At 63.2% G+C, this 18505-nt stretch carries 13 protein-coding genes; 8 read left to right on the forward strand and 5 right to left on the reverse strand.

Annotated elements, in window-relative coordinates; genetic code table 11:
- Positions 1 to 15: 15 nt before the first annotated feature.
- Positions 16 to 2250, reverse strand: coding sequence for a serine/threonine-protein kinase (locus OX462_RS07145; RefSeq protein WP_070221417.1), 2235 nt, complete (start codon positions 2248 to 2250; stop codon positions 16 to 18).
- 291 nt (positions 2251 to 2541) lie between these two features.
- Here OX462_RS07145 and tssF point away from each other — a divergent pair, with 291 nt between their 5' ends.
- From tssF to OX462_RS07185, 8 genes are all read left to right on the forward strand, one after another.
- Entirely contained in the window at positions 2542 to 4374 is a 1833-nt protein-coding gene (gene tssF / locus OX462_RS07150) for a type VI secretion system baseplate subunit TssF (protein WP_409028076.1), read from the forward strand.
- Positions 4335 to 5363 carry a type VI secretion system baseplate subunit TssG gene (gene tssG / locus OX462_RS07155; protein ID WP_083286936.1) on the forward strand — a complete coding sequence of 343 codons (1029 nt, stop codon included), beginning with the start codon at positions 4335 to 4337 and terminating at the stop codon, positions 5361 to 5363. The genes tssF and tssG overlap by 40 nt, the downstream gene beginning before the upstream one ends.
- Positions 5364 to 5411: 48 nt before the next feature.
- Positions 5412 to 8156 (forward strand): type VI secretion system Vgr family protein, encoded by a 2745-nt coding sequence (locus OX462_RS07160; RefSeq protein WP_070221415.1) that lies wholly within the window; start codon positions 5412 to 5414, stop codon positions 8154 to 8156.
- Between the two features lie 24 nt (positions 8157 to 8180).
- Positions 8181 to 10427, forward strand: coding sequence for a T6SS effector phospholipase Tle3 domain-containing protein (locus OX462_RS07165; protein ID WP_409028077.1), 2247 nt, complete (start codon positions 8181 to 8183; stop codon positions 10425 to 10427).
- A 69-nt stretch (positions 10428 to 10496) separates the two neighbouring features.
- The gene (locus OX462_RS07170; protein ID WP_070291848.1) at positions 10497 to 11840 is read left to right on the forward strand and encodes a hypothetical protein; all 1344 of its coding nucleotides are present in this window, start codon (positions 10497 to 10499) and stop codon (positions 11838 to 11840) included.
- Positions 11837 to 12241, forward strand: coding sequence for a hypothetical protein (locus tag OX462_RS07175; protein ID WP_254679591.1), 405 nt, complete (start codon positions 11837 to 11839; stop codon positions 12239 to 12241). Before OX462_RS07170 ends, OX462_RS07175 begins: the two co-directional genes overlap by 4 nt.
- The gene (locus OX462_RS07180; protein ID WP_409028078.1) at positions 12214 to 12531 is read left to right on the forward strand and encodes a hypothetical protein; all 318 of its coding nucleotides are present in this window, start codon (positions 12214 to 12216) and stop codon (positions 12529 to 12531) included. Before OX462_RS07175 ends, OX462_RS07180 begins: the two co-directional genes overlap by 28 nt.
- Positions 12532 to 12559: 28 nt before the next feature.
- On the forward strand, positions 12560 to 12823 hold the full coding sequence (locus OX462_RS07185; RefSeq protein WP_070221412.1) for a PAAR domain-containing protein: 264 nt from the start codon (positions 12560 to 12562) through the stop codon (positions 12821 to 12823).
- Here the strand turns inward: OX462_RS07185 and OX462_RS07190 are convergent.
- From OX462_RS07190 to OX462_RS07205, 4 genes are all read right to left on the reverse strand, one after another.
- Positions 12820 to 14142, reverse strand: a complete 1323-nt coding sequence (locus OX462_RS07190) for an aspartate aminotransferase family protein (RefSeq protein WP_409028079.1) — start codon at positions 14140 to 14142, stop codon at positions 12820 to 12822. The two genes, OX462_RS07185 and OX462_RS07190, sit on opposite strands and share 4 nt — an antisense overlap.
- Positions 14143 to 14225: 83 nt before the next feature.
- Positions 14226 to 15122 (reverse strand): MurR/RpiR family transcriptional regulator, encoded by an 897-nt coding sequence (locus OX462_RS07195; protein WP_409028080.1) that lies wholly within the window; start codon positions 15120 to 15122, stop codon positions 14226 to 14228.
- A gap of 44 nt (positions 15123 to 15166) precedes the next feature.
- The gene (locus OX462_RS07200; RefSeq protein WP_070291845.1) at positions 15167 to 15451 is read right to left on the reverse strand and encodes a hypothetical protein; all 285 of its coding nucleotides are present in this window, start codon (positions 15449 to 15451) and stop codon (positions 15167 to 15169) included.
- A gap of 304 nt (positions 15452 to 15755) precedes the next feature.
- A complete protein-coding gene (locus tag OX462_RS07205; RefSeq protein WP_409028081.1) occupies positions 15756 to 18422 on the reverse strand; it encodes a TonB-dependent receptor in 2667 nt (888 codons plus the stop codon).
- Between the last annotated feature and the right edge of the window lie 83 nt (positions 18423 to 18505).

Raw genomic sequence — 18505 nt, forward strand, 5'->3', positions numbered from 1 at the left:
AAGGGCTTACAAGTGTCATTTTTTACTATCTCTTTCCATGTTGATAAGAAATTGCTGGTAGCGGGCATCTCGCCGCAGGTTCAACAGATCGGGGGCCGAATCGATCAGGTTGATGGGGTAGCCGAGTTTGGAGGCATGTAGCACTGCCTGAATCGCTTCTGTACGATTGCCAAGTAACTCATGGGTCAAGGCTGCTCTGAAATGGACATCAGCGCTGTCAGGTGCAATTGAAATAGCTTGCCGCATCCGTTCCATGGCATATTTTTTTTCTCCCAGATAGGCTGAGTACAGCGCCATACGGGAGTTAAAGGTGGCATTGTCAGGCTGGCGCGCCAATATCGGCTTGAGCAATGTGACTGCGCGTTGATAAGATTTTTTGGAGGCGGCGGCTTGTGCAGGGATCCAACGTTGTGCATCGGCAAGGTTAGCCCAAAGCATATAAATACCAGGGCCACCCTTATTGGATGAGACTGCATTTTCAAAAGCCTGCACTGCTCCTAAATAGTCGCCTTTCGCAAAGAGGCTTGTACCAAGGTTGCTGTATAGCTCCCAATGCGGTTGTAGTTGCAAGCCTTGTTGAAGTACTTGAAGTGCCTCATCATTGCGATTCTGGCGTAGGAGAACCGCATTCAGATAGGCGTAGGCGTTTGACGATTGCGGGTCCAGTTTTATGCTGGTGCGGAAGGCTTGCTCTGCCATTGCATAATCTGTTTGACGATAACGCATCATGCCTAAGAGCAAAGGGAAAAGGCGTTCGCGTGGATAAATTTCGATGGCCTTGTCCAGCGTCACTTGAGCCAAGTCAAATTTACTTGCCTGTATCAACAGGCGTGCTTTGCCTGCAAGTCCCAGCATATTATGTGGATCGAGATTGAGCGCAATCGCCGTTGCCTGCATTGCCGCATCCTGCTTGCCTTGAAGATCCAGAACCCAAGCATGGGCGACATGGGCCAGTGCCACTTGATTGTCGGACATCAGGGCCTGCTGGGCACTGGCATCGGCGCGCTGGAGCCAGGTATCATCGCGGCCATCGCCAATATAGCGCAGGCTGTAGGCGAGGGAGAGACCTGCCGCTGCGGCCGCATTGTGCGGACTATGCTTGAGTACCGTGTTGAAATGTTCGATCGCTTGCGTCTGGCTGGTCTCGCGGTCGAAAACCCGCAGAGCTTCCATACCGGCTGCCATGCTGGCGATTTCCGAAAAAGGTGCGGGCGCTTCTTTGGCTGTGATGAATGACTTCACTGTGGAAGAAATGATTGGCATTTGCCATGCAGCCAAAGCCAGCAGCGCAATCCCGGCAGTGATTTGTAATGTGCGCTTGCGTGGAATGGGCAAGCGGATAGAGACTGCGGGCGCCACATCTACTGGCGGTGGCGTCGCCACGACAGGTGTTGCCAATGTTGTCGTCTCCCTGTGCCCCCCGCCTATCGCCTCGCGCACGTCGCGCATGGTGCGTGGCCGTTCGGCCGGATCGTGCGCCGTCATCGCGCGCACGAGGGCGTTGATGGCGGGCGGGACGGAGTCCGGCAGGTCGGGCCACGGTTCTGTTGCCTGCATGTGGGCGGCGGCCAGGGCCAGGCCGTTCAGGTGGGCGAAGTGGCGCTGGCCGGCCAGCATTTCGTACAGCATGGCGCCCAAGGCATACACGTCGCCGCGCGTGTCGGGCAGGCGCCCCATCAGGCGCTCGGGCGCCATGTAGGCGATCGTGCCCTGCAGGTCGCACAGGGTGGTCGTTTGTGTGGCTTGCGGGTCGATGTGGCGCGCCAGGCCGAAGTCGAGGATGCGCACCCTGCCGTTTGCTTCCAGCATCAGGTTCGATGGTTTCAGGTCGCCATGGACCAAGTCCATCGCATGCGCCTCGTCCATGGCGTCGGCGATCTGGTAGGCGATGTCGAGCGCAGACTGCAGGTCAGCCTTGCCGCTGTGCATGAATTGCCCCAGGGTCTGGCCTTCGACCAGTTCCATGACGATGGACTGGCTCGTGCCCTGGCCTTCGATGGCGAAAATGCGTACGAAGGCTGCATGCCTGAGCGAGGCGGCCAGGCGCGCTTCATTGATGAGTTTTTCGGGATGCAGCACATCGGCTTGCGGTTTCAGGCGCTTCAGCGCCACGCTACGGCACAGCTTGGCATCCCACGCTTCGAATACATGGCCGAAACCGCCTTCGCCCAGCAAGCGGCGCACTTCGTAGTGACCGCTGATCGTGTCGTCTTGCGACGGGGTCTGACGCAGGGAGTCGAGCAGTTCCATATACCTTGGCTTCAGAGTGCATCAAGGTGCGCAGCAGGCATCGGGAAGGGAATTGCGATGGCTGTGTGCGCAAAATGATTGATTTTGAGTAACTTCCTGATTTAAAACGATTGTTTCGAATAAGTCAATTGGTATTGACAAGGAGTGAACAAAAGTTGCTGCCGTGGGCAAGGCATTGCTTGCCGATTCATGCTTGCAATCTTGTTCAAACTCAATTTTCCTTTTCCCCGCTTCCTCAATAATGCTGATGGGGCTGTACCTACATATGCGGGTCAGGCGTTGGGAGCTGGCATGGATGAGTTGTTGCAATTTTACGAGCACGAGCTGGGCACCTTGCATGCGCACAACGAGGCGTTTGCCCGGCGCTATCCGGCCATCGCGGGGGCGCTGGGCATCCAGGGCGGAGACACGGGCGACCCGCACCTGGCGCGCATGCTGCAGGCGTTTGCCATGTTCAACGCACGTACGGCCAAACGGCTGGCTGATGGTTTCGGCACCTTCAGCGAAACCTTGCTGGAAGTGAATTTCCCCCATTATTTGCGCCCGTTTCCTGCCTGCGCCATTGCCCGCATCGATAACGACCTTGCGACGGTGACCGAGCCGGCCATGATCCCGTACGGCACGGTCATGCATGCTGCCGAGCATCAGGGAGTCACCTGCAAGTTCACCACTGTCTACGATGTCGCCGTGGCGCCGCTGCGCCTGTCCGACGTGCGCTTTCAGTCCATCGTGTCGGCGCCGCCCGCATTGCGCCTGACGCCGGATTTGGGGGCGGCGATCAGCATCACGCTCGAAGCGACGGGCGCCACAGCCACGCTGGATGGGCTGCCGCTGTCGATGCTGCGTCTGTTCCTCGACGGCGAGCCTGCGTTTTGCGCCACCTTGCGCGACAGCCTGTTCCTGCGCACCCGGCGCGCCTGTGTGGAAGTCGATGGCGCCTGGCATGCGCTGGACGCGGTGCCCTTGCATCCGGTCGGTTTTTCCGCCGAAGACGCCTTGATACCGGCCCCGGCCGCATCGCATCCCGCTTACCGCCTGCTGGGCGAATGGTTTGCCTTCCCGGATAAATTCAATTTCGTCGACCTGGATATGGCCGCGATGCGTCCCCTGTTGCCTCCGGCGTGCCGGCGTTGCACCGTGCATCTGCTGCTGGCCGAGGTGCAGGTCGATACGGATATCGCGCGCATCCTGCGGCCGCTGTCGGCAAGGCATCTGGTGTTGGGATGCACGCCCGTCGTCAACCTGTTCCGCCAGGCGGCCAATCCCATCCGCCTGACGCACACGAGCGCTGAGCATGTGCTGCTGCCATCGGTCAGGCAGGCGCATTGCTACGATATCCACAGCGTCGACAGTGTGCAGGTGCTCGGTGAAACGCCGCAGGGTGCCACGCTGGACACGTTTCACCCGTTCTATTCGATGCGCCACGGCGAGGCGGGCGGCCGTCAGGGGCGCTACTGGGTGACGCGGCGCGACGAAGACATGGCGCTGAGCAATCCCGGCTATGACATGCGCATCGCCTTTGTCGACGGCGCCATGCAGCCGCTGCACGACGCGACGCAAACGGTGTCCATCATGCTCACCTGCAGCAACCGCGATTTGCCCAGCCGCCTGGTGTTCGGCAATGCCGCTGGCGATTTGCGCCATGACGGCATGGCCAGCGCCTTGCCGGTGCGCCTGCTGCGCAAGCCCAGCGCTGCAGGCCGCTTCCCTGCGGGAGTGGCGTCGCACTGGCGGCTGATCGCGCAACTGTCCCTGAATCATCAGTCGCTGAGCGAGCAGGGTTTGCCGCTCTTCAAGCAAATACTCGAGTTGTACAACTTGCCCGGTTCGGCCAGCGCCGCGCGCCAGATCGCGGGCATGACCGGACTGCGCCAGCGCGCCGCCAGTACCTGGCTGCACGACGAGGCGGGCGGCAGCCTGGTGTTCGGCATTGACGTCCTGCTATCCGTCGATGAGGAAGCCTTTGTCGGCAGCGGCTTGCATGCGTTTGCCCAGGTGATCGAACGTTTTCTCGGACTGTACGTGCACCTGGGCTCGTTTACCCGCCTGATCGTCTTGTCGCAGAAGACTGGAAAGGAGTTGCTGTGCTGCCTGCCCCGCAATGGAAACCAGGCGCTGGTGTAGTCGCGCGCCTGCTGGCCGACCCGTCCGGCACCACTTTCTTTCAGGCGGTGCGGCTGCTGTCTGCCTGGCTGATGCAGCAGGGTATCTCGCAGGAGCAGGTGTTTGATGATTGCCTGCGCCTGCATGGCAGCGCATCGCTGTCGTTTGCGCCGGGAGAAATCGAACAGCTGTGGCTGGAGCAGGAAGCAGATGGTCATACGCAGGTGCATGTGCGGGCGGCAATGCTGGGTTTTTTGGGCGTGCATGGCAGCTTGCCGCTGCATTACACGGAAACGTTCGCCCGCCACGAACGGCAAACGGGCGATGGCGGTCCCCGTGACTGGCTCGATACGCTGTCGCAGCGCGCGCTGGCCCTGTTTTACCAGGCCTGGGCACGTTACCGCATCGAATGCCAGATGGACGCCAACGGCGGCGATTTCCTGCCCCTGCAACTGGCCCTGGCCGGTGCCTGGCCTGCCGAGGTGGCACGGCAGGCGGATGGCTTGCCTGCGCATGTGCTGGCCCATTACGCGGCCTTGCTGCGGCATCGGCCCGTGGCGGCCGATGTGATGCAGGCGGTGCTGGCCGAGTATTTTGGCGTGCCCGTGCGCATGCAGCGTTTTGTGGGTGCCTGGTTCCGGCGCGCGCCGCAGGAGCGCACCCTGCTGGCCACCGCGCACGCCCGGCTGGGGCACGGCGCCATGCTGGGCGAGCGCTGCCGGCGCGCCGACTTGCGCGTGCGCCTGGTGCTGGGACCGTTGGAGCGCCGTGTCTACGAGGATTTCTTGCCCGGCCGGACGGGCGCGCTGGCCCTGCGCCAGATGCTGGCGCTGTTCGGCTTGCCCGGCGTGGGCTTCGAGATACGCCTGGTGCTGCGGCGGGAAGACGTGCGCACCTGCGTCCTGGGCATGGGCGCCTGCCTGGCGCAGGATGCCTTTCTGGCCGGCAAGCTGCCGGCTCGCGACCGTGACGACATGCATTACGACATACGATTCGATGGTTCCGCCTGAGACCGCCATACATATTGTGCCCCGATGACCGCTGGAAGGAAGAAAACCATGGAAGACTTCGCGCAATGGCTGGCCGTGGACAAGGCCTTGACCGCTGGTAACCGAGCCTTGCGGCTGCGCCTCGCTTATCCGGAAGGCAGCAATGAGGATGTCTTGCTGCCGCAGCGCATCAGCGGAAGCGAGGCCGTCTGCGGTGGCCTGGAATACCGCATCCTGTGCGTCGCCACCGAAGCGCGGTTGCCGCTGAAACAGTTCATCGCCGTGCCGGCCGAATTGCAGATCGTGACGGACCAGGGGCAGCTGCGCAGGGTCTGCGGCATCGTCGCCGAAGCGAGCGCGGGGCAAAGCGATGGCGGTCTGGCGACCTATCAACTGGTGCTGCGCGACGGCCTGGCGTTGATGGAAAAACGCGTCAACACGCGCGTGTTTCGCAACAAGCATGAATTGCAGATCGTGCAGCTCCTGTTTGAGGAGTGGCGGCAGGGCAATAGCGTGCTCGCCGCCAGCCTGGATCTCACCATCGATGCGGCGCTGGCGGCGCGCAGCTTGCCCGTGCGCGAATTCACGATGCAGCACAATGAATCCGATGCCGCCTTTATCCGCCGCCTGCTCAGGCGCCGCGGCATCGCCTGGTGTTTCCAGGCGGCAGCGACCGCCAGCGCGAACGCCACCACCATGCCCGTGCATGCTCTGCTGCTGTTCGACGACGCCAGCCGCCTGCCGGAAAATGCGGCCGGCACGGTACGCTATCACCGCGACGACGCCACCGAGGAAAGGGATACCGTGACGGCCTGGAGTGCGGTGCGTCGCTTGCAAGCGGGAAAGTTCGAATGCTACAGCTGGGACGATGGCCACCCGCACAGTCCGCAGTTCATGGCCACGCAGTCTCACAGCGGAGCAGATCAGGGCGGGAATGGCAATCGCCTGGCGGCCAGTCTCGACGACTATATCGTGGAGCCGCCGCTGGCCGCCGGCAGCAATGACGAATTGCGGCAATTGGGCCAGCTGGCGATGGCACGTCACGACATGGACAGCAAGTGTTTCCAGGGAGAAGGCTGCGTGCGCGACTTTTGCGCGGGCCAATGGTTCAGCCTGGAAGGGCATGCCGATATCGACTGCCACCCGGTGGCCGAGCGCAGTTTCGTCATCACGGCCTTGAGCGTGGCTGCCAGCAATAACTTGCCGACAGGGCTCGATGCCAGGGTCGGGCGCCTGTTTGCACAGAGCGGCTGGCAGTGCGATGCCGCTCTGGCACAAGGGGCCGGCGCCGATGGCCAGGCGGCTTTGCGCTACCGCAACCGTTTTACCTGCGTGCGGCGTGGCATCGCCATCGTGCCCGCTTTTGATCCGCGCAGCGATTTCCCCGTCGTCCGCCTGCAAAGCGCGCTGGTCGTCGGGCCTGCCGGCGAGGAAGTGCATTGCGATGCGCTGGGGCGCGTCAAGGTGCGTTTTGTTGCGACGCGCGCGCCGGACCACGCGCATGCCAACGGTTCCGGTGCTTCCGATACGGAGCGCGATTCGGCCTGGGTGCGCGTGGCGTCGAGCTGGACCGGCAATGGCCCGGGCAGCGGCAAACAATGCGGCACCTTGAGCTTGCCACGCATCGGCGCGGAAGTGCTGATCGATTTTCTTGGCGGCGACCCGGACCGGCCCATCATCGTGGGCCAGCTGTACAACGCCGTGGGCGCGCCACCCGGCCTGAGCAGCCGCGGCGCCTTGCCGGGCAACCGTTATCTGTCCGGCATGCGCAGCCGCGAAGTGCGGGGCGGGCGCGGCAACCAGCTGTGCTTTGACGACACGCCGTCGCAAATCAGCGCGCAACTGGCCAGCGACCAGGCGGCCACGCAATTGAACCTCGGCTACCTGACCGAGCCGCGCAGCGACGGCGTAGGGCGGCAGCGCGGCGACGGCTTTGAATTGCGCAGCGACGCCAGCGGCAGCGTGCGCACGGCCCGCTCGCTGCTGATTTCGGCCTGGAAACAGCTGGGTGCCAGCGGCAAGCAGCTCGACGGCAACGAGCATGCCGCCGTGATGAAGGAGTGCCTGGAATTGTTTAGCTCCTTGGGCGAGTTTGCCGCCCAGCACCAGGCACTGGCGCTGGACGCGGCCGGCAGCAAGGCGCTGGGAGCGGCGATTGCCGCCGACCAGCCCGCCGTCAGCATCACGGCGCCCGAGGGTGTGGCGCTGAGCACGCCCCGGACCATTGCCGGCAACGCGGGCGCGAATATCGACATGGTGGCCCAGCAGCATCTGCAACTGAGCGCGGCCCAGCGCTGCAACGTCAACGGGGGCAAGGGCATTTCCCTGTTCGCGCACCAGGATGGCATCGTGCAGGTGGCCCATTTCGGCAAATTTTTGCTGCAAAGCCAGCACGACCTGCTGCAGGCGGACGCCGCCAAGGACATCCGCCTGACGGCCGGCACGCGCCTGGTCGGCATGGCGCAGGACGAAATCACCTTCATGACGGCGGGTGGCGCCTACCTGAAACTGTCCGGCGGCGCGGTGGAACTGGGCGGTCCCGGCGCACTGACGGTGAAGACCGATGGCCACCACTGGAGCGGCCCGGCCAGCATGAAGGCGGAACTGCCCACCTTCGGCGAAGGCGAGCTGGGCCGCGTGCCGCGCTTGCTGCGTCCCACCGACGGCTTGCCCGTCGAAGGCGTGGAAGTGCACATCGAGCGCGAAGGCGACAGTCCCTTGACGGGCGTCAGCGGTGCCGACGGGCGCGGGCCGAAGGTGGCGACCGACCACCTGCAGCGGCTGAAGGGATTTTTCTTCCGCCGCCGTTCCTGAACCCCCGTCACTGGAGAGCACACCATGCAATTCGATCCCCACCCGCCGCTGTGCGACGACCCCGAAATCGATATCCTCGGTCAGTTTTCCTGCAACGCCAATTTCCAGAGCAGCGACCGGGACACGCTGCAGCAACTGCCGCTGCCCGGCATCGTGATCTTCGTGCACGGCGTCAATTCCGATGGCGAGTGGTACGCGGCGGCCGAAGAGGGACTGTGCAACGGCCTCAACGAACGCCTCAAGCGTTCCTGCCATCATATGCAGCACCGTGGCGTGGAAGGCGGCGAACTGAAGCCGGTCAGCTATGGCGCCGAAATCACGGCCGAAGGCTTTCTCCATCCGGAGATGTCGGCCGATACCTTGATCCGCGATGCCGGCACTTTTTCTCCCGTGATCCGTTTTCGCTGGGGCTACAAGGCTTCCGGCGAGGAACTGCAGCAATACGGCAAGGGCATCTACCTGAATGAAGACAATTACTGGGGTGGCGGGCCGTTTGCCAATGGCTGCAGTGCGCTGGCCGACTTGTGGAAGGACGGACTGAGCGAGGGTTTATTCTTGTGGAACACCATCCAGCACATGAATCCCTTCCCGGAACGGCAAGTGTACAGCTGCCCGCCGCGCCCGTATTTCGTGCTGGCCGCCTACCGCCTGGCCAAGCTGGTCGAAGCCATCCGCCAACAGCAGGCCGACGTGCCCGTCACCATCGTGTGCCACAGCCAGGGCACGATGGTGGCGATGGCGGCGGCCTTTCTGGGCACCCGTCTGCCCAAGGTGGATGGCGTTCCCTGCGTGGCCGACAACTATGTGATTTGTAATTCGCCGTACAGCCTGGCGAAATGCAATAGCGCCGAGAACTGGGTTGCCGGCAACCTGCGCGCGGCGGACGGCAGCACGGGCAGGGTGACGGTGCAGGCGCGCATCGCCACCTTGAAAAACTTCTTTGCCATCATAGGCCAGCGCGCCAGCCTGGGCGAGGTGCAGACAGACGAGGAAATCGACCGCTGCATGGCCAATCTGGAGCACGGTTTTTCCGCCGCGGCGGACCGCGAGCAATACGGGATTGCCGGCGCCGCCCGGGGCGGCAAGAAATCATCGTATGGCAGGGTGACCATCTATTGCAATCCGCACGATGTGGTGGTGTCGTCCGTCGCCATCGAGGGCATCGGCTGGCGCGGCCTGTCGGGTTCGCTGGCCAAGGACGGCAAGGACGGCGGCGAACTGGCTGCCACCGAGGCGGCAGGCGTGTGCGTGCAGCGCGTGTTTGCCCAGGGTTTTGAGGTGGGCAAGCAGGGCAGCTATCACTACTGGCGCGATCACTGGCGCAAGCCTGCGCCGGGCGGCGAGGACTTCTGGTTTCCGGCGCAGAAATATGCGTCGTATTCCATCAAACACGGTGTCGAGGCCAGCCAGAGCGCCTTTTCCACCATCCTGACGGTTGGATTTGCGCCTCTGTTTATCGTGGCCACGGGCCTGGCCCGCAGCCCCTGCAATGCCTCGCCCCACAAAGACTGGAAAATCGAACTGAGCGCACCCGACTTGCTGCCGCCCTTCAAGCCGCAGTCCTTGCGCTTTGGCCAGACCAGCGAGGAATTCGACGAAGGCTACGAGCCCCCCGGCGAATCGCGCCAGGTGGGCAAGCAGCGCGCGCCCGGCGACGATCTCCTTGCCGATCATGAGATTCCGCCCGGCGGCCTGCAGGGGCGGGCGGCGAAAAATGAAGCCAAACGCATGGACAGCGCCAGGGGCACGGCCGATGACGAGGCGCGCCTGCGATTCGAGCAGCGCGCGGTGATACGCGCGCAGGCCATACGGGAAGGGAAAAGTCCCGAGGGTCAAAAAGTACAGCAGGAAATGCCCAACGCCACGCCCGACGCCGGGTACCTGCAATGGCGCAGCACGCGGGTAGGGGAAATGATGTCCAGCCAGGCGGGCGCCTACGCCACCGACCATTCCACCATCCTGACCAACCCCATGCACTCAGAGCGGGCGCTTGCGTATGACGTGGCGGTGGGCGTCTGCCGCATCAAGGCCGACCAGTTGCGCAAGTTGAGGGTGGCGGCGGATTGGCGGTTGTTGAAGTGGGTAGGTGATGATAATTCTGCAATTGAATTCTTAGAGTACTTTAATAAGGGAGAATTTCATAAGAAAACTGTTGCGGCTTGGGCAATGCAATCCGGATGCGAGGCTGGCATGCCGACATTAATCATCGATCAGCGTGAAAATTCACCGCTGGATACGAGGCCGACGTCGGGTGAAATGGCGCATAGGTAATTCCATGTCGATTGATTTCCATTATTAAGAATGTTACTCACAAGTTGTTTCCACCATGGAGAATCTCGCATGTTGAAATCCTTTTCTTTGTACGCCTTGCTTGTGTTTCTGGTGTTAATTTTTCTGACAGCTTGCGCGCGTCTGCGTTCATCATCGACTACGTCGGAAAATGCCATTGCCGCCTTACCTGACATGGTCAAGCGACCGTACATGGCACAAGTGGTCGCCGTGCAATGGCTGAACCCTTTGCAACGGCGGGATTACCCCACGCAATGGCAGTTGCTGTGGACCTTGGGGCTGGTACAGCCAAATCCTGGCGACGATATGGTTAAGGTAAACCCCAACAAGTACTCCAGTTTGCAGGCTGTTTCACCTGTCGTCGCTGGCAATGAAGGTCAGGAAACGTTTCGCGGTTATCATCGGAAGTACATTCGTGAAGTTATGAATTTATTTCGTAGCCCGTATTTTTCAGATCCTGAGTATTTCTATAACGTATACTCAGCAAAGGACAGGTCGCGCTGGCGTGAGTTGGCCGGCATCCACGTTGAGTATGCGATTCCTGAAGGAAAACTTGATCTTGCGGATGCGACGAATTTTGTGCGCGAGTACATTGGTGATATCTTTGATATTGGCAACCCAAACTTCCCCACCCTGTGGACCCGTTCCACCCCGCCCGACGTCCGCCTCACCATGGGCGGTCCCAACGCCGGTTTTACGTCACTTTCCGCAGCGCTCGACTACCTGCAAAGCCATCCCAAGGAAACCGTCTGGGTCATGAACTGGGATGCGCCCAGCCGGCCGCTGGACCGGCAGATCAACGAGAACCTGGTACTGCTGGTGCTGGCCGGCCCCGACTTTAAAACGGAGCGGGCGCCGCTGGCGTGGCTCGGCTATCCGAGCACCAAACAGGTGGCGGATTTTGAAATCAAAAAGGGCGAGCCGCCGCGCCTGGTGAAGGCGTGGACGGCGGCCATCGAAGAGGCTGCGGCTAAGGCCAATCAAGCGGAGACCGGGATCGGTTATGTCATCCACGACGCTGGCAATACGCATCAGGATTCGTCCGCGCGGCTCGGTGCGCTGGCGCAGACGCTTACCGTGCAATTGCCGGAATTCGATCTGCTGAAGCAAAGCTTCAATCTGACGGCCGTGCTGGGCGAGACGGGCGCGGGCACGGCGCTGACGAACGTGGCGCTGGGCATCGCTTACGCGCACCATTTCGGTAAACCCGTGCTGGTGGCCGGCACCAGCGACCTGCTTGCCCCCGTGGCGCTGGTGGTGGCGCCGCCCGCCGTCGTGCGGCCGATCCGGCCCGACAAACCGTGGTTCCGCGCGCGCAGCGGCAACCATGCATATCTGCCCTGGTGGGGCTTGCGCCACGATGCGCGCGAGTATTACCAGGGGTTTTCGCAATGAGGGCGCTGATCGCGGTTCTCATGTCGCTTTTGCTTGGTGCGTGCGCGACGCCGCCATTGCCGGAGGCAACGGTGCCACGCAGCGGTCCGTTTATGGCGCAGGTGGTGGGATTGCAATGGCTTAATCCACTACAGCGGAAGGACTATCCGACGCAATGGCAATTGCTGTGGACGTTGGGGCTGACACAACCAAATCCGAACGATGAGATGGTCAGGGAAAAGCCTGAAAAATATTCCAAACTGCAAAGCATTGCGTCTATTGCGGTTGGAAATAATGGCTCTGAAACCTTCCGCGGCTACCACCATAAATATATCGAAGATATGTTTGATCGTTTTCATGGGGTGTACTCGGCGCGCTGGCGCAGACGCTTACCGTGCAATTGCCGGAATTCGATCTGCTGAAGCAAAGCTTCAACTTGAAGGCCGTGCTGGGCGAGACGGGCGCGGGCACGGCGCTGACGAACGTGGCGCTGGGCATCGCTTACGCGCACCATTTCGGCAAGCCCGTGCTGGTGGCCGGCACCAGCGACCTGCTTGCCCCTGTGGCGCTGGTGGTGGCGCCGCCTGCCGTCGTGCGGCCGATCCGGCCCGACAAACCGTGGTTCCGCGCGCGCAGCGGTAATCACGCGTATCTGCCCTGGTGGGGCTTGCGCCACGATGCGCCCGAGTATTACCAGGGGTTTTCGCAATGAGGCGTTTGACCTATTCAAGGAGAAGAGCATGCGTGGCGTGATCCGCTTGAACGACCCCACCAGCCACGGCGGCAAGGTGGTAGGCGCGGCGCCGAACAGCACGGTGCTGGGCGTGGCCGTGGCGCGCAAGGGCGACCCTTGCGTCTGCCCGATCAAGGGCCATGTGCGCTGCGTGATCGCCGAGGGCGATCCGCAGGTGCTGATCGATGGCGTGCCCGTGGCCTTCGAGGGGCACAAGACGAGCTGCGGCGCCAGCCTGATCTCTACCGTGGGCAACAGTGGGCGGCCTTAGCTGATGCAGGCGTCGATGGCCATGCCCAGCTTGTCGACGATTTCCTCGATGTGGCTGGCGTCGATGATGTAGGGCGGCGCCAGCAGGATGTGGTCGCCGTGCAGGCCGTCGATGGTGCCGCCCATGGGGTAGCACATCAGCCCGTTCTGCATGGCTTGCGCCTTGATGCGCGCGTGCAGGCGGCGGGCCGGGTCGAACGGCTGTTTGCCGGCGCGCTCCTGCACCAGTTCCAGCCCCAGGAACAGGCCGCGGCCGCGGATGTCGCCCACGTGCGGGTGCTCGCCGAAACGCTGGCGCAGCCGCTCCTGCAGCAAGCCGCCCATGGCGCACACGTTGGCCAATAAATCGCGCTCCTCGATCTGCCGCTGCACGGTCAGGGCGGCGGCGCAGGCCGTGGCGTGGCCGATATACGTGTGGCCATGCTGGAAGAAGCCCGTGCCGGCGCGGATGGTGTCGCGGAGGTCCTTCGACACCATCACGGCGCCGATGGGCTGGTAACCTGCGCCCAGGCCCTTGGCGATGCAGATCAGGTCGGCCGTGATGGCTTCCTGCTCGCAGGCGAACAGGCTGCCCGTGCGCCCCATGCCGCACATGACTTCGTCGAGGATCAACAGGATGCCGTGGCGCTGGCAGATGGCGCGCATGCGCGCAAAATAGCCGGCCACGGCAGGCAGGGCGCCGGCCGTGGCGCCGACGACGGGTTCGGCGATGAAGGCCATGACGTTGTCCGCGCCCAGCTCGGCGATATTGTCTTCCAGCTCCTGGCCCAGGCGCGCCACGTAATCAGCATCCGTTTCATGCGCCTGCTGGTCGCGCCAGGCATAGCAGGGTGATACCTGGGTCACGCCAATCAGCAGCGGTTCGAACTGCTGGCGGCGCCAGGCGTTGCCGCCCGTGGCCAGCGCGCCCAGGGTGTTGCCGTGATAGCTCTGGCGGCGCGCGATGACGTGGCGGCGCTGGGGCTGGCCCCGCTCGACGAAATACTGGCGCGCCATTTTCAGCGCGCTTTCCACCGCTTCCGAACCGCCCGAGACGAAATACACGCTGTCGATGCCGTCTGGCGCCCGCGCGACGAGAAAATCGGCCAGCTGCTCCATCGGTGCGCTGGTGAAAAACGCGCTGTGCGCGTACGCCATCGTGGCAATCTGCCGCTGCACGGCGGCGGTCACGGCCGCATCCGAATGGCCGAGGCAAGAGACGGCGGCGCCACCGCAGGCGTCCAGGTAGCGCTTGCCGTCGGCATCGATCAGGTAGGGACCGTCGCCGCCCGCGGCGACAGGGTAGGTGGCGGTCAGGCTGCGGTGGAAGACATGGCTCATGGCATCGCTTTCTTATCGGCAAAGGGGGAATGGCCGATTATAGGAGGCGTTGCGCCGCATTGCAACGATTGATGTATTTTGTTTTAATTTACATCATTCGATGTTTTTGCATAGGCGCCCAGCGCCCGCAGCTGGCTTTCCGCCGCGCCGATGGCCGTGACGGCATCCGGCCCCGCGCGCGCCACCAGCAATTCCACCAGGCTTTCCACGGCAGCGACGCCGGCCACGATGGAAGGGAAGAACGAGGGGCTGTCGACGGCGATGACGATGCTGGCGTCTGCCTGCAGGGCCAGCGGCGACATGGCGCTGTCGCTGATGGCGACGACCTGGCAGCCGGCCTGGCGCGCCGCCTGCGCCACCAGCAGCGCTTCGCTCGAATACGGCGCGAAGCTGACGATGACGACGGCTTCGCCCGCCTGCAGGGCGCGCAAGTCCATTTCCAGGGTGCCGCCCTGGCCGCTCAGCAGCTGCACGCTGGGGCGCACCAGCCGGTACAGGTAGTGCAGGGTGTAGGCGATCGGATGGGCGGCGCGAAAGCCGGCCACGTGCACGCGGGGTGCCGCCTGCAGCAGGCTGGCGGCCGCGTCCAGGGCGGTGTGGTTGGCGCTTTCCGTGGCGGCCAGGTTGCGCTGCTGCGCCGTGAACACTTCCGTGACCAGGTCGCGCTCTTTCCCCTCTTTGCCGGCCAGCGCGCCCGCCTTTGCCGCATAGCCGGCCTGGCCCGCGCGCAGGCGTTCGACGAAGATGGCTTTCAGTTCGGGCCAGCCGGCAAAGCCCAGCTGCTGCGCCAGGCGCACGAGGGCGGCCGACTGCACCTGCGCGCGCGCGGCGATGCTGCGCATCGATGAGACGGCCACTTCGTCCGGATGGTCGGCCAGGTAGCGGGCACCGGCCTGGAATTGCGGGCTCAGTTCCGCATGGCGCGCCTTGATCAGGTCCATCAGTGCCGCATAGGAATCGTGGGGTGTCGCTGCCTGCATCGCCGTGCCTCATTTGATAGGTTGCGGCGATGGTACAGGATTCGTCAGCGCGCCGGTAGCGGCGCGCCTTGCACCCGGGCGGCCGTGCGCGGACGCAGGCGGGCAAACAGATGCGGCCCGGCCGGTTTGCGGCGCGGTCCCGTCGTCAGCACGCGCAAGGCGGTGGGCAGGGGCACGTCGTGGCAATGCAAAAACAGGGCGGCGGCGCCCGTGCCGGCCATTTCCTGCAAGGCCAGCGCATGTTCGACCAGCGCCGCCGTGCGCATGTCGAGCCGTACCGGGATGTCGGGTTGAAATAACTGTGTGTCGATGGGCCGTGCATCGCGCATGCTGTCCCCCGCCGGGTTCGCTAGTCAAGCTGCCAGCATAAAAGCGCCCCGACGCCATCGCTTTGCGCCAGATCAATTCCACTGTCGGATAGATTCCATAGAGCAAAAAAAACGCCAACCGTTGCCGGCTGGCGCTGAAAACCCTCGAAGGAAGAAAGGTATATTGTTTTTAACAACGTCTCGACGCCTGACAAAACCATCGCGAGCGGCAGTGATTTGTGGCCGAGAAGCGCAACGGCACTGTAGTGCCGTGAGCATCGCCGGCCGCAAAGCGCGCCGCGCAGCCGGTTTGGTCAGGTGTCCACTAGTAGCTCCAGCGGACGGACAAACCGACGACCTTGTCATAGCGCCGCACATCGCGCACATAGTCGGGCGTGTCGTGGTAGTCGCGGTAGGTCGAGTCGAGCAGGTTGTTCGCGTCCAGCGTTACCGTGGTGTTCGGGTTGAGCTTGTACGAGACCGATGCGTCCAGGGTCTTGGTCGGCGCCACGGTCAGGTGGATGCCCTTGCCGCGGTAGTTGTAGTCGTCGACATATTTGTCGCGCCAGCTGTAGGCCAGGCGCGCCGACCACGGTCCCTGTTCGTACAGGCCGACGATATTGGCCGACCACTTCGACATGCCCGTGAACGGGTGCACGCTGCCATTCAACTCTTCCAGCTCGCCCGTCATGTAGGTGGCGTTCGCCTGCAGGCCCAGTCCGCTCATCCAGCCGGGCAGCTTGTCGTAGAACTGCTGGTAAGCCATTTCCAGACCTTGCAGATGGCCCTTCGAGGTGTTGCGCGGACGCGTGATGTCGTACTCGATGCCGCCGTACGTTTCCTTGGCCGAGCCGGAGAGGATGTAGTTCTTGAAATTGTGGCGGAACACGGTGGCCGTGACGGAACCCGTCTGGGCGAAATACCATTCCAGCGCTGCATCGAGGTTCTTGCCTTCCACGGGTTTGAGGTCGGGATTGCCGCCGCTGCCAGTCGGGCGCACCATTTCCAGGCTCTGGCCCAGGCTCACGCCGGGGTTGAAGTCGGCGAAGTTCGGGCGCTGCACGGCTTTGCCGGCGGTCATGCGGGCGATCAGGTCCTGGCGCAGCAGGGCTTTCAGGGTCAGGCTGGGCAGCACGTCCGTATCCGACGTCTTCACGCGCACGGGCGTGACGATGCCGTTTTGCGAGGAATTGCCTTGCAAGTCCTGCTTGGTCTGCACCACGCGCACGCCCAGCGTGCCATCGACCGGTACCTGCGCCAGGTCAAAGCCGATGCGCGCCTTGCCGTAGACGGCATTGGTTTTTTCCACATCCTTGTAGTGGGTCATCGGATCGTCCGGGCTGCGTTCGCTGCTGCCCGTAAACAGCTGGCGCAGCGCGGCCGTGTTGTTGAGCATGAAGTCGCGGCAGGGCGTGAGCCAGCTTTGCAGGCCGAAGTTGCCCGTGTTCTCGTGCGAGGCGCAAGCCAGGCCGGGAATCGCGTCCGCAGTCATAATCGACGTCAACCCGCCCTGGCCATTTTTTTCGCGGATCGATTCGGCCTTGCGCTTGGCCAGGCGCACGCCGCCCGAAAATTCGCGGAAAAAGCCCGTGCTGTCCATGTCGTAGGTAAGGTCGCCGCGCCAGTCGGTCGAGCTGCCTTCGTCGTGGCTGTGGTTATCGTAGAAGCCGAGCAGCGTGTAGTTCTTCGGGTCCAGCATGTTGTAGCCGGGGTAGCTGATCTGCGCGCCGCCGTTCACATTCGTGCTGCCGATCACGCTGGTCGGGTGGGCGAGGAAGTCGAGGATGGGAAATTCGCGCTCGAAGTTGCTCACCGTGCGCGCCAGCTCCGTGGTGGCGCGTAGCTGCGGCGTGATGTCCCAGCGCGCGCCGATGGCGCCTTGCGAACCGATCGAGCGGTCGCGCCGCGCCTGTGTCGAACCGAGGGTAAACGGCGACCACGGGCCGTCGATCTTGCCCACCGTGGCCGCCTGGCTGGTACCGGGGATCAGGGTGATGTCCGGGTTCTGGCCCCAGGGCAGCGAACCGACGAAGAACTGGCTGTCGAACGCATGCTTGATCAGGGTCGACATGCCTTCCGCATACACTTCCACCTGCGAGTTCGGGCGCCACTGGAAAGCGGCATTGGCCGCGTAGCGCTTGCGGTCGCCCACGGTCGGGATCATGCCGACGGAATCGGGGCCCGTGATGTTGCCCGCTTCGGGGCGTTTGACGGGTTCGGCGTTCCAGATCGTCTCGTCATAGTATCTGCCGCGCTGGTAGGACAGGCCGAGCAGGGCGCCGAATTCGCCGTATGGGGTCTTCCAGCGGTTCGAGACCATGCCGCTGACGTTCGGGTCCGTCGAGCCGGCCTTGTCGCGGTGTTCGGCGCGCACATTGCCCGATGCCGTAAAGCCCTTGAAGTCGAACGGGCGGTTGGTGCGCACGTCGATCACGCCGGCCGTGCCGCCTTCGACCATGTCGGCGCCCTGCGATTTGTACACGTCCACGCGCTGCAGCATGGCCGTCGGAATGTCGGCCAGGTACAGGCTGCGGCCCACCGAGGTGAACATCTCGCGGCCGTTGAGCAGGGTCACCACGCCGGGCAAGCCGCGGATGATGACGGTGCCCGCCTCGCCGCTTTCGCGGCGGATCTGCACGCCCGTCACGCGGCCGAGGATTTCGGCCACGTTCTTGTCGGGGAATTTGCCGATTTCATCGGCGACGATGGAGTCGACCACCTGGTCGTTGTTTTTCTTGATCGTCTGCGCGCTCTGTGCCGCCCTGCGCACGCCCGTGACGGCGACGACGGCGATGCCGCTGTCGGCTGGCGCTGCCGCCGGTGCTGTTTCTACCACTTCTGCCGCTGGTGTTTCCGCGGCGGGCGCCTGTTGCGCCCAGACGGACGCGCTGCTCAGCAGGCCGGCGCCGGCCAGCGCGGCCACTGTGGCCTTCAAGGTCAGACGTGTGTTGTGCCGGGACGTGCGGGTGCCCGTTGCCATCGATTGCTTCATCTTGTCTCCACCTGTATTTTAGTTATGTTGAGAACGCTGCGGCAGTCGCCGCCAGAGCTGGAACCTGCTCAAGAAACATGGTA

It is taken from the genome of Janthinobacterium aestuarii (assembly GCF_046113285.1).
Lineage (GTDB): Bacteria > Pseudomonadota > Gammaproteobacteria > Burkholderiales > Burkholderiaceae_D > Janthinobacterium.

What these genes read in the sequence shown, in the direction of transcription:
- OX462_RS07145 (WP_070221417.1), bottom strand. Translation starts at nt 2,250, where the DNA reads ATGGAACTGCTCGACTCCCTGCGTCAGACCCCGTCGCAAGACGACACG.
- tssF (WP_409028076.1), top strand. Translation starts at nt 2,542, where the DNA reads ATGGATGAGTTGTTGCAATTTTACGAGCACGAGCTGGGCACCTTGCAT.
- OX462_RS07160 (WP_070221415.1), top strand. Translation starts at nt 5,412, where the DNA reads ATGGAAGACTTCGCGCAATGGCTGGCCGTGGACAAGGCCTTGACCGCT.
- OX462_RS07165 (WP_409028077.1), top strand. Translation starts at nt 8,181, where the DNA reads ATGCAATTCGATCCCCACCCGCCGCTGTGCGACGACCCCGAAATCGAT.
- OX462_RS07170 (WP_070291848.1), top strand. Translation starts at nt 10,497, where the DNA reads ATGTTGAAATCCTTTTCTTTGTACGCCTTGCTTGTGTTTCTGGTGTTA.
- OX462_RS07175 (WP_254679591.1), top strand. Translation starts at nt 11,837, where the DNA reads ATGAGGGCGCTGATCGCGGTTCTCATGTCGCTTTTGCTTGGTGCGTGC.
- OX462_RS07185 (WP_070221412.1), top strand. Translation starts at nt 12,560, where the DNA reads ATGCGTGGCGTGATCCGCTTGAACGACCCCACCAGCCACGGCGGCAAG.
- OX462_RS07190 (WP_409028079.1), bottom strand. Translation starts at nt 14,142, where the DNA reads ATGAGCCATGTCTTCCACCGCAGCCTGACCGCCACCTACCCTGTCGCC.
- OX462_RS07195 (WP_409028080.1), bottom strand. Translation starts at nt 15,122, where the DNA reads ATGCAGGCAGCGACACCCCACGATTCCTATGCGGCACTGATGGACCTG.
- OX462_RS07200 (WP_070291845.1), bottom strand. Translation starts at nt 15,451, where the DNA reads ATGCGCGATGCACGGCCCATCGACACACAGTTATTTCAACCCGACATC.
- OX462_RS07205 (WP_409028081.1), bottom strand. Translation starts at nt 18,422, where the DNA reads ATGAAGCAATCGATGGCAACGGGCACCCGCACGTCCCGGCACAACACA.